The organism is Roseateles sp. P5_B10, from assembly GCF_056400485.1.
Genome location: NZ_JBFULE010000117.1, coordinates 1 through 11,207, shown reverse-complemented (window position 1 = coordinate 11,207; position 11,207 = coordinate 1). Strand labels below are relative to the sequence as shown.

The following is an 11,207-nucleotide window of genomic DNA, read 5'->3' as shown; positions in this document are numbered from 1 at the left end:
AAGGCACGCTGCTGCAGTCTGGCCAGAGCGTCACCTTCCAGGCCGGCATGGGCCGGGCGCTGGAATGGACGCGCATCGGCATCTCCAACGACCGCAACCAGCAGCTGTATCTGGACTTGAACCCGTTGGGCCGGCCAGCGATCTGCGGAGCAGACGCACGAAAAGGCGCTTGCTGAGTGGTGCCCCTCGCCCAGCCTTGCCGCGCTGGACGCGGGCAAGTCTGGTCGGGACCGCGCTGCGGCTAAGGCCGCAACGCTTCGGCAGGCACATGCCGCCCACTGGGCGCCATGTGTCCGGCCTCAGCCCCGAAGGGACGGCGATGCTTGCGGCATTGAGCCACAAGCACATCGCCAAGCCGGGCCGGCTCGGGAGCGGCCCAGCGCTCGGCCCGAAAGCCGCTAGATCTGCATGTTCATGATCTCGGAGTAGGCCGAGACCAGGCGGTTCCTGACCTGCAGCGTGGCCTGGAAGCCGATCTGCGCCTTCTGCATCGAGACCATGGTCTCTTCAAGGCTGACGGTCGGGTTGTCCAGTTGCACCTCGCGCTGCAGGCGGGCGGCCTCGTTCTGCGAGGCGCTGACATTCTTCAGCGCCTGCGTCATCGCGTCGCCGAAGCTGGCGCCTGACGTGGCGGCCGGCTTGGGCGCAAGCGGCGTGCCATTGACCGCCAGGCCCGCTCGGGCGGCGGCCTGTGCAAAGTCGAAGGGGCGCAACTTCATGTCCATGGGGCAGGACTTTGGCAGCAAGTCACGCGCACTAAGGGCGGAGATGCGCGGGCTCAGTCGGCCACTTCGGCGCTTTCTTTAGGGGCCTGGCACGAATAATTTGCGCCATCGCCGGATTCCCCGGCCCCCGCTGTACTCGCCCATCCGATGGACAACGCCCTGAGCGCCTCTGCTGCTGCTGCCCCGGTGATGATCACCCCGATCAACGCCCAGCCCAACTTCGTGCAGCGCTTGAACGGCCTGCCGCTGCGCAGCAAGCTGACCATGGGCGCCGGCCTGGCCGCCCTGGCCGGCGCCGTGCTGGCCATCACGCTCTGGTCCAGCCAGGGCGACTACCGCCCGCTGTTCAGCGGCCTGGCCGACAAGGACGGTGGTGCCGTCATCGGCCAACTGGCTGCCCTGCAGGTGCCCTACAAGCATGAGGCAGGCGGCACCATCCTCGTGCCCGCCGGCCAGGTTTACGAGCTGCGCATGAAGCTGGCGGCGATGGGCCTGCCCAAGGGCGGCACCGGCAACGCCGTCGGCTTCGAGCTGATGGACAAGTCCAGCATCGGTCAGACCCAGTTCAACGAACGCCTGAACTTCCAACGCGGTCTGGAAGGCGAACTGACACGCACCATCACCGCCATGTCGGACGTGGCCGATGCCCGCGTGCACCTGGCCATCCCGCAGCAGAACGGCTTCTTCCGCGAGCAGCAAAAGCCCAGCGCCTCCGTCGTGCTGACCCTGCGCGGCGGCCGCACGCTGGATCGCAACCAGATCGCCGGCATCGTGCACCTCGTTTCCAGTGCCGTGCCCGAGCTCAATCCCAAGGCCGYCAGCGTACTGGACCAGACCGGCGCCCTGATCTCCCAGACCGGCGCGGACACCGCCACCGGACTCGACAGCCAGCAGCTCCTTTACAAGCAGCAGGTCGAAGCCGGCTTCAACAAGCGCATCTTCGAATTGCTGGAGCCCGTTGTCGGGCGCGACAACCTGCGCTCCTCCGTCACCGCCGACGTGGACTTCTCCCAGACCGAGGCCACCGCCGAGGAGTACCGCCCCAACCAGGGCCCGAACGCCCAGGCTGCGGTGCGCTCCAGCCAGAGCAACGAGAGCAACAACGCCAGCAATGCCACGCCCACCGGCGTACCCGGTGCTGCCACCAACCAGCCGCCTGTGCCGGCCACCGCCCCGGTCAACGGCGCCAGCGCCCCGCTGCAGGCCGCTCAAGGAGCGGGAGCTGGCGGCAACAGCCGTCGCGAACAGGTCACCAACTACGAGGTCGACAAGACCGTGCGCGTCACGCGCGGCGCGGTCGGCAACGTCAAGCGCCTGAACGCGGCCATCGTCGTCAACCACCGCTCGGTGACCGATGCCAAGGGCAAGACGACGCAGCAGCCCGTGCCGGCTGAAGAGATCACGCGCCTGACCGACCTCGTCAAGGAAGCCATGGGCTTCAACACCGAGCGCGGCGACTCGGTCAAGGTCATCAGCGCGCCCTTCGTCGTCGACAAGACCGAACCGGCCGATGTGCCGATCTGGAAGCAACCCTGGCTGCTGGACGTTGCCCGCAGCGCCATCGTGCCGCTGGCCTTCGTCGCCATCGCGCTGATCGCCGTCTTCGGCATGATCCGCCCCGCCATCAAGGCCGCGGCGCCGCAGCCGCCCGAGGACAAGGCCGAGACGGTGGATGAAGTCGTCGATGACGAAGAGCTGCTGCCTGGGGGCGCCGGCATGCCGCGCCTTGAAGCGCCGATTCATAACGAAAAACTCGAGCGTGCCCGCGCCCTGGCCCGCGACAATCCGGTAGCGGTCGCCAACATCATGCGCGACTGGATGGCCGGCGAGACGGCTGCATGAAAATGAACCCCTCGTCCAAGGCGTACCTTGGCCGGTCCCCCGAGGGGACGGCGATGCTTGCGGCGTTGAGCCGCAAGCACACCGCCATGGCGGGCCGGCTTGGCGAACTGGAGTCGGACACAAGCAGTCCCTGCGGACTGCTTGTGCCTACGACAGGCCAAGGGCCTCTGGCCCTTGGCAGCCCGGCGCGCGGCCCGGAAGGCACTACGCCTCGCAATGAGGTTTGATCATGGATGACAAGGGCATAGAGAACGCTGCAATCCTGTTGATGTCGCTGGGCGAAGAAGAAGCCAGCGAGGTCTTCAAGCATCTGTCGCCCAAAGAGGTGCAGGCGCTGGGGGAGCAGATCGCCAAGCTCAAGGTCATCAAGCGGGCCCAGGTCGAGACCGTGCTCGACAAGTTCGATGCCGTCGCCGAGACCCAGAGCACCCTGGTCACCGACACCGACGAATACGTGCGCGCCGTGCTGCGCAAGGCCCTCGGCGAGGACAAGGCCAACCTGCTGCTGGACCGCATCCTGCAGGGCAGCGACGTCTCCTCCATCGAAAGCCTGAAGTGGATGGACGCCGCCAGCGTGGCCGAGCTGCTGCGCAACGAACACCCGCAGATCATCGCGGCCATCCTGGCCCACCTGGATTTCGACCAGACCAGCTCGGTGCTGAAGATGTTCACCGAACGCGGCCGCAATGAGGTGCTGATCCGCATCGCCACGCTGGACGGCATCCAGCCAACGGCGCTGAAGGACCTCAACGAAGTGATGAGCCAGATCCTGGCCGGCGGCGAGCGCATGAAGAAGAGCTCGCTGGGCGGCGCCAAGACGGCCGCTGAGATCATCAACATGATGGGCTCCAGCGTCGAGGCCTCGGTGCTGGACTACATCCGCGAGGCCGACTCCGACCTGGCGCAGAAGATCATGGACAACATGTTCACCTTCGACGATCTGAACAAGATCGAGGACAAGGGCATCCAGGCCGTGCTCAAGGAAGTGCAGAGCGAGGCACTCATCGTCGCACTCAAGGGCGCCGGCGCCGAGCTGCGAGAAAAGATCTTCCGCAACATGTCCACCCGCGCCGCCGAGACGCTGCGCGAGGACCTCGAGACCCGCGGGCCGGTGCGGCTGTCCGAGGTCGAGGCCGAGCAGAAGGAAATGCTCAAGATCGTGCGCCGCCTCGTCGACGAGGGCCAAATCGTCCTGGTCGGCGGCGGCGACGACCAATTCGTTTAATCATGAAGCCCCTCGTCCAAGGAGTACCTTGGCCGGTCTTGCAGACCGCGCTGCGGCATGYGCCGCAGCTCTTCGGCAGGCACATCGCGCCCACTGGGCGCAATGTGTCCGGCCTCAGCCCCCGAGGGGACGGCGATGCTTGCCGGATTGACCGGCAAGCACATCGCCATGRCGGGCCGGCTWGGGAGCGGCCCKGCGCTCGGCCCGCAGAATCCCTGGTGCGCAACGACGCACATTGGAGCAACTGACATGGCCACCGGTCGCCAACCCCCGCGGCAAGTCCCGCCGCCCGATCGCCGTGAGACTGATCGGCGTGGCAGTTATGCCCGCTTCATCCCCGGCGAGGAACTCCAGGGCGCCAAGGCCTGGAACCTCGACAACCTGGGCAACGCCGCACCCTCGCCCTTCGCGCCGATGCGCCCCGGCAACCCGCCGGCCACACCCACCGCCGCCGCACCGGTAGAGCCGCCGCCCCCGCCCGAACCCAGCGCGCAGGAACTGCTACACGCCGCGCGCCAGAGCGGCTATCAGGACGGCTACCGCGATGGCATGGCCGCGCTGGACGCCTTCAAGCAGAGCTTTGCGCAGCAGATGAGCAAGCAGCTCGGCACGCTAGTGACGGGCTTTGATACCGAGATGCGCTCGCTGGAAGACGAGATGGCCCAGTCCATCGCCCGTATCGCCGTCGAGCTGGCCCGCCAGGTCGTGCGCAGCGAGCTTGAGCAACGCCCCGAGCTGATCGCCCGTGTGGCCCACGACGCCGTCGAGGCCCTGCAGTTGTCGGCGCGCCACGTGCGCGTGCGTGTCCACCCCGACGACCACCCCCTGGTGCAGGAAGGCGCCGGCAACGAGTTGCAGGCCCGCGAGGCCCAGCTCATCCCCGATCCTGAGGTGCCGCGCGGCGGCGTCAAGGTGGATGCCGATATCGCCAGCGTCGACGCGACGATTGCCACGCGCTGGCAACAGGCCGTCTCGGCCATCGGCCAGCAGTCGATCTGGGAAGACCGGCGCACGGAGGACGAATGACTTCGGCGCGCACGGATCGCTGGCAGCGCTATCTCGCCGACCTTGAGACGCTGACGGCCAACACCGCGCCGCTGGAATCCCACGGCAAGCTGGTTCGCGTGGCCGGCCTGGTGCTGGAAGCCACCGGCATCAAGGTGCCGATGGGCTCGGTCTGCCGCATCCAGATGCCCAGCAGCGGCAACAGCCCGCGCCGCGGCTCGGCGCCAGTGAATGCCGAGGTCGTCGGCTTCTCGGGGGACCGCGCCTATCTGATGCCCACCGACGAGGTCCAGGGCCTGTCCAGCGGCGCCACCGTCGTGCCGCGCCACCTGCCGCCGCTCGCTCCCCAACTCGGCCAGCCCTTGCACCCCTGGCGCCGTGGCGAGGATCGCGGCCTGCACCTGCCGATGGGCGACGGCCTGCTCGGCCGCGTCGTCGACCCGCATGGCCACCCGCTGGACCGCGGCGGCGAGCTGGCCGACATCCACAACGAACCCATGGTGCGGCGCCCCATCAACGCGATGGACCGCGACCCGGTGCGCATCCCGCTGGACACCGGCGTTCGCGCCATCAACGCACTGCTGACCGTCGGCCGGGGCCAGCGCCTCGGGCTGTTCGCCGGCACTGGCGTCGGCAAGTCGGTGCTGCTGGGCATGATGGCCCGCTACACCCAGGCCGATGTCATCGTCGTCGGCCTGATCGGCGAGCGCGGCCGCGAAGTCAAGGAATTCATCGAGGACATCCTCGGCATTGAAGGCCGCCAGCGCAGCGTCGTCGTCGCCGCACCCGCCGATTCGCCGCCGCTGATGCGCATGCAGGGCGCGCACTACGCCACGGCGATTGCGGAACATTTCCGCGATCAGGGCCGCCATGTGCTGCTGCTGATGGATTCGCTGACCCGCTATGCGATGGCCCAGCGCGAGATTGCCCTGGCCATCGGCGAGCCGCCGGCCACCAAGGGCTACCCGCCGAGCTGCTTCGCCAAGCTGCCGCAGCTGGTGGAGCGCAGCGGCAACGGCCTGCCGGGCGAGGRTTCCATCACCGCCTTCTACACGGTGCTGACAGAGGGCGACGACCCGCAGGACCCCATCGCCGACGCGGCGCGGGGCATCCTGGACGGCCACATCGTGCTGTCGCGCGACCTGGCCGAGGCCGGCCACTACCCGGCCATCGACATCGAGCGCTCCATTTCCCGGGTGATGACCAGTGTTGCACCCCAAAACCAGGTCGATTCCGCGCGTCGATTCCGCCAGCTTCTGGCGAAATACAACAAGGCCCGCGACCTGATCCAGCTTGGCGCCTATGCCCCGGGCAGCGACCCCGAGCTGGACCTGGCCGTACGCCTGCATGCCGACATGACGCGGCTGCTGCAACAGGACATGCACAGCCCGGCACTTCTTCACGCCAGCGTCAGCCAATTGCAGGCCGTGGTCCAAGGCGCCTAACCTTTCGGGTCGGGCCGCCGATATCGACTGAGCGCCGGGCCCCCTGTCGGGGTCGCCGGGCGCTGTGCTGGAGTTTGAGATGAGTGCACCCGCCAAAGACACACTGAGCCTGCTGCTGGAACGCGCCGAGAACGAGCGCGACGCCGCCGCTCAGGCCTTGCATGCCGCCAGCACCCAGGCCCAGGCCGCCCGTGCCCAGCATGGCGAGCTGTCCGGCTACCGTCAGGACTACCAGCAGCGTTGGACGCAATCCTTCGCCCAGGCCACGACCATGGACATCGTCGGCTGCTACCAGAGCTTTGGCCGCCGCATCGACCAGGCCGTGGACACGCAGGGCCACGTCGCCAGCCACGCCGACCAGCGCCAGGTGCGCGCCCGCGAGGCCCTCGGCCAGGCCGAGATGCGCGTCGCCGCCTTGCGCCAGCTGATCGCCCGCCGCCAGGCCGAAGCCGCCAAAGCGGTGCAGCGCAGCGAACAGCGCGCCACCGACGAATTTGCCGCCCGCGCCCACCTGCGGCGCATGGCGCACGCCTGAGGAGGCCGCCACCATGCTCGCCTCCTCGCAGACCATCGCTCCCAAGCCGGCCGCCCTGCCCTCCGTTCAAGCTTCTCAGCTCGCCCACCCCGCCCTGCCCGGCAGCGGTTCGGCCGGCGGGCCGAGCTTTGCGCAATTCCTGAACGACCAGCCTGGGTTGCCGACGCCGCCGGCCCACGCCGATCCGGTGCCGCGCGAGCCAGAGTCGCCGACCCACGAGCCCGCGCCAGCTGCCGCCACAGCCACAGCCACAACCCGCCGCCCTGCCGCGCCTGCACCCGCCAAGCCGGCGCCGGGCCGCACGCCCGACGCTGCAGCTTCGGCCAAACCCGAGCAGGGAGCCGTCAGCGGCGAGGCAGGCGATGACAGCACCGTCGCCACGACCGACGGCGACGGCGCGCAAGACCTTGAAACCTCCGGCCTGGCCGAGTTCACCCAGCTCATCGGCCTGACGCCGCCGGCCTTGCCCGCCCAGGCCGCTTCGTCAGCCGCCCAGGCCGCGCTGCCGGGCGCCGAGGCCACGGCAGACGACACGCCTGGCGGCAAGCATGTCGCCCGCGGCCGCATCAACCGGCTGGCCGACGACGACAGCCCATCAACCGCCCGCGCCAGTACCGGCGCTGATGCCGCTTCGGCTGGAGCTTTCGAGCGCCGCCCGGCGGACGCCACCTCACAGGACGTCGCGCCTCGCGCCAAGGGCGTGGAACAAGCCATTGCCGCCGACAAGGTGGCGGCACGCGCGGCCATCCACAGTGACGCCCTGCAAGCCGCCTCCTCCGGCGATGCCAGCACGGCTCACGCGGCCACCTCGCCTGATGCCCTCCCCACCAGCTTCGCCGCGGTGCTCGCCCAGGCCATGCCGGCCCTGGCAGCCGCGGCCGACACCGCACCGGTCAGCGCCAGTGGCCAGGTGCAGGCCGCCGTTCACAGCAATGCCTTCGCGCCCGAGCTTGGCGCGCGCGTCAGCCTGCTGGCAGTGGACGGTGTGCAGCAGGCCGAGTTGCAGCTCAACCCGGCCGACATGGGCCCGGTGGCGGTGCAGATCGTCATCGACGGCTCCCAGGCCCAGGTCTCCTTCCATGCCGCCCAGGCCGAAACCCGCCAGGCGCTGGAGCAGAGCCTGCCCGACCTGGCGGCCGCGCTGCAGAGCCAGGGACTGACCTTGTCGGGAGGGGGCGTCTTCCAGCAAACCCAGCAGGATCAGAAGGATCCCAGGGGCAGCGATGCCGACGCCGGCAACAGCGGTGACGACCGCAGTTCGCGCACAACGACCGGCGGCGGGCGCATCGCCGCCGGCACCGCGGCAGCCCCCGCCCGGCGCGCCGTCGGCCTGCTCGACACATTTGCCTGAAGCTGAAGCGGAAATAGGCACACCTCGCTCCAGCTAATCGGCGCTTGCCCGGCGGGCCCGGGGTCAATAATCCAGCGCATGTGCCCACGGCCTGCAGTGGCTGGCCTGGGCGATGGACGTCTCAAGGAGTGCTCATGGCGACTGCGCCGGCTGCTGCGGAAACTGCCGCGCCCAAGGGGGGCGGCAGCAAGAAGCTCATCATCATCCTCGCCGCCGTGCTGGTGCTGGTGCTGGTGGGCGGCGGCGCGGCCGTCATGCTGCTCAAGAAGAAGCCCGTGGCCGAGGACGGTGAAGGCGGCGCCGAAGCCACCGCCGAGAGCCCGGCCAAGCCCAAGGCCCACGCCAAGAGCGACCACCCGCCCACCTTCGTGYCGCTGGACCCCTTCACGGTCAACCTGGCGGACAAGGACGTGGACCGCTTCGCCCAGATCGGCATCACGCTGCAGGTCGAAGACCCGAAGTTCGCCGACCAGATCAAGGCCTACATGCCTGCCATCCGCAGCAATGTGCTGATGGTGCTGGCGCACAAGACCGCCGCCGAGCTCTTGACCCGCGAGGGCAAGGACAAGCTCGCCAAGGACATCATGCGCGAGTCGGTGCGCCCCATGGGGATCGAGCTCGATGAGGACGACGAGCACGAAGCCGCCGACGCGCCCAAGAAGAAAAAGAAGAAAAAGGCCCACGTCGAAAGCCCGGTGACGCAAGTCCTGTTCTCCAACTTCATCGTCCAGTAAGCCTGGGTCAGCAATGAATCAGCAGATCCTTTCCCAAGACGAAGTCGATGCACTGCTCCAGGGCATCACCGGCGAGAGCCAAAAGCTCGAGCAGGAAGAGGAGCAGGTCGGCGGCATACGCGAGTACAACCTCGCCAGCCAGGAACGCATCGTTCGTGGGCGCATGCCCACGATGGAAATCATCAACGAACGGTTCGCGCGCAACATCCGTGTCGGCCTGTTCAACTTCATCCGCAAGAGCCCGGAAGTCGCCATCGGCGGCATCAAGGTGCAGAAGTACAGCGCCTTCCTGCGCGAGATCGTCGTCCCGACCAACTTCAACATCGTGTCGGTGAAGCCGCTGCGCGGCAGCGGGCTGATCGTCTGCGACCCGACGCTGGTGTTCGCCGTCATCGATTCCCTGTTCGGCGGCATCGGCAAGTTCCACGCCCGCATCGAGGGCCGCGACTTCTCGCCCACCGAGCAGCGCGTCATCACCCGCATCGTCGAGGTCATCCTCGCCGAGTACCACAAGGCCTGGAAGGGCATCTATCCGCTCGAGCTGGAATACCAGCGCTCGGAGATGCAGCCCCAGTTCGCCACCATCGCCACGCCCAGCGAGATCGTCGTGTCGACGTCCTTCACGCTGGAAATCGGCGAGACCAGCGGCACCATCTATTTCTGCATCCCCTACTCGACGCTGGAACCCATCCGCGACGTGCTGTATTCGACGACGGTCGGCGACTCCTCCGAGCCGGACCGGCGCTGGATCAATCTGCTCAAGACCCAGATCCAATCGGCCGAAGTTGAACTGGTGGCGGAGCTGGGCACGGCGCCGGCCACCGTCGAGCAATTGCTGGCCTTCAAGCCGGGCGATTTCATCGAACTGGACCTGGACCCCATGATCCAGACCAAGGTGGACGGCGTGCCCGTCTTCGACTGCCACTACGGCACGTCCAACGGGCGTTATGCCCTCAAGATCGACAAGATGCTGACCGGCCCTCAAGAGAGCTGGTTGGGAGCCAAACATGAGCCCTGATTCACCCAGCCAAGAAGAACAAGACGCGATGGYGGCCGAGTGGGCCGCGGCGCTGGCCGAGGCCGCGCCCGCCCCCTCCACCGCGACCGAGGTCGTTACCGAGGTGCCGGAGCAGGTTTCCACGCCCAGCTTCGCCAACTTCACGCCGACCAGCGGCGCGGGTCCGGGCAATGACATCAACATGATCCTGGACATCCCCGTCCAGCTGACCGTTGAACTGGGCCGCACCCGCATCCCGATCAAGAACATCCTGCAACTGGCTCAGGGCTCGGTCGTGGAGCTGGACGCGCTGGCCGGCGAGCCGATGGACGTGCTGGTCAACGGCTACCTGATCGCCCAGGGCGAGGTGGTGGTCGTGAACGACAAGTTCGGCATCCGGCTGACAGACATCGTCACGCCTTCCGAGCGCATGCGCCGCCTGTCCAAGGCCGCTTGAGACCACGCCCGAGGCATGGTCTTCGGACAACCAAGGGTTTGCCGGGCCATTTAGGGGGTTCGGCAGCTCAAGTCCGTCCGCAGAATGCCGAGGCATGAATGCTTCCGGCCTGCTCCCCTTTCTCTGGTTCCTCGGCATCGTCGCGCTGATCCCGGTCGCGCTGTGGCTGCTCAAGCGCACGCCGCTGGGTGGCGCGGCGGCTGTCGGCGTGCTGCGTGTCGTGGCGCAACTGCCCACGGCGCCGAACCAGCGCATCCTCGTCGTCGAGGTCGGCCAGGGCGATGACCGCCGCTGGCTGGTTCTGGGCGCCACCGCCCAGAACATCACGACGCTGCATGTGATGCCGCCCCAGGCCGAGCCCGTCCCGCCGGCGAGCTTCGCCAAGCTGCTGAGCAAGGAGCGCGGCGATGCATGAAATGACGCCCCTCGCCCATCCTCGCGTCGCTGAACGCGAGCGAGTCTGGTCGGTCCCCCGCGGGGACGGCGATGCTTGCAGCATTGAGCCGCAAGCACATCGCCCGCGGGCCGGCTTGGGGCGGCCCGGCGCTCGACCCGCGTTGGCGATCGCGCTGATATTCGCCGCAGGCGCTGCCTTCGCTCAACAAGGCCAAACGCCGCCGGCCTCGGTGCCGCTGCTGATTGGGCAGGGTGCGGGCGGCAGCTACTCGGTGCCGATCCAGACGCTGCTGTTCTTCACCGCCCTGGGCTTCCTGCCCGCAGTCATCCTGATGATGACGGCCTTCACGCGCATCGCCATCGTGCTGAGCCTGATGCGCCAGGCGCTGGGCACGCAGGCCGCGCCGCCCAACCAGGTCATCGTCGGCCTGTCGCTCTTCCTGACTTTCTTCGTCATGAGCCCGACGCTGGACAAGGTCTACGCCGAGGCCTGGC

The 11,207-nt window shown here is 68.1% G+C and carries 11 protein-coding genes and 1 pseudogene; 11 read left to right on the top strand and 1 reads right to left on the bottom strand.

Annotated features, from left to right (window positions below):
• Positions 1-398: 398 nt before the first annotated feature.
• Complete coding sequence (gene fliE, locus AC1DU6_RS10450) at positions 399-725, bottom strand: flagellar hook-basal body complex protein FliE (protein ID WP_056199272.1); 327 nt, start codon at positions 723-725, stop codon at positions 399-401.
• A 189-nt stretch (positions 726-914) separates the two neighbouring features.
• On the opposite strand from fliE, the gene fliF reads away from it, so the two are divergent.
• The 11 genes and pseudogenes from fliF to fliP all read left to right on the top strand — a co-directional run.
• Positions 915-2,567: a flagellar basal-body MS-ring/collar protein FliF gene (gene fliF / locus AC1DU6_RS10445; protein WP_477857057.1), complete on the top strand. Its 1,653-nt coding sequence runs from the start codon at positions 915-917 to the stop codon at positions 2,565-2,567.
• A gap of 229 nt (positions 2,568-2,796) precedes the next feature.
• Positions 2,797-3,792: a flagellar motor switch protein FliG gene (gene fliG, locus AC1DU6_RS10440; protein ID WP_056199280.1), complete on the top strand. Its 996-nt coding sequence runs from the start codon at positions 2,797-2,799 to the stop codon at positions 3,790-3,792.
• 249 nt (positions 3,793-4,041) lie between these two features.
• Positions 4,042-4,818 (top strand): FliH/SctL family protein, encoded by a 777-nt coding sequence (locus tag AC1DU6_RS10435; RefSeq protein ID WP_056199282.1) that lies wholly within the window; start codon positions 4,042-4,044, stop codon positions 4,816-4,818.
• Positions 4,815-6,242: a flagellar protein export ATPase FliI gene (gene fliI, locus AC1DU6_RS10430; protein ID WP_477857055.1), complete on the top strand. Its 1,428-nt coding sequence runs from the start codon at positions 4,815-4,817 to the stop codon at positions 6,240-6,242. The genes AC1DU6_RS10435 and fliI overlap by 4 nt, the downstream gene beginning before the upstream one ends.
• Positions 6,243-6,321: 79 nt before the next feature.
• Complete coding sequence (gene fliJ / locus AC1DU6_RS10425) at positions 6,322-6,777, top strand: flagellar export protein FliJ (RefSeq protein WP_056199287.1); 456 nt, start codon at positions 6,322-6,324, stop codon at positions 6,775-6,777.
• Positions 6,778-6,790: 13 nt separating this feature from the next.
• A complete protein-coding gene (locus AC1DU6_RS10420) occupies positions 6,791-8,128 on the top strand; it encodes a flagellar hook-length control protein FliK (RefSeq protein WP_457323293.1) in 1,338 nt (445 codons plus the stop codon).
• A gap of 134 nt (positions 8,129-8,262) precedes the next feature.
• Complete coding sequence (locus tag AC1DU6_RS10415) at positions 8,263-8,862, top strand: flagellar basal body-associated FliL family protein (protein WP_477857052.1); 600 nt, start codon at positions 8,263-8,265, stop codon at positions 8,860-8,862.
• Positions 8,863-8,875: 13 nt separating this feature from the next.
• Positions 8,876-9,880, top strand: coding sequence for a flagellar motor switch protein FliM (gene fliM / locus AC1DU6_RS10410; protein ID WP_057295840.1), 1,005 nt, complete (start codon positions 8,876-8,878; stop codon positions 9,878-9,880).
• Positions 9,881-9,908: 28 nt separating this feature from the next.
• Complete coding sequence (gene fliN, locus AC1DU6_RS10405; RefSeq protein WP_477857050.1) at positions 9,909-10,316, top strand: flagellar motor switch protein FliN; 408 nt, start codon at positions 9,909-9,911, stop codon at positions 10,314-10,316.
• A gap of 94 nt (positions 10,317-10,410) precedes the next feature.
• Positions 10,411-10,731, top strand: coding sequence for a FliO/MopB family protein (locus AC1DU6_RS10400; protein WP_457323291.1), 321 nt, complete (start codon positions 10,411-10,413; stop codon positions 10,729-10,731).
• 142 nt (positions 10,732-10,873) lie between these two features.
• Positions 10,874-11,207 (top strand): annotated as a pseudogene (gene fliP / locus AC1DU6_RS10395) (flagellar type III secretion system pore protein FliP); the annotation flags it as partial.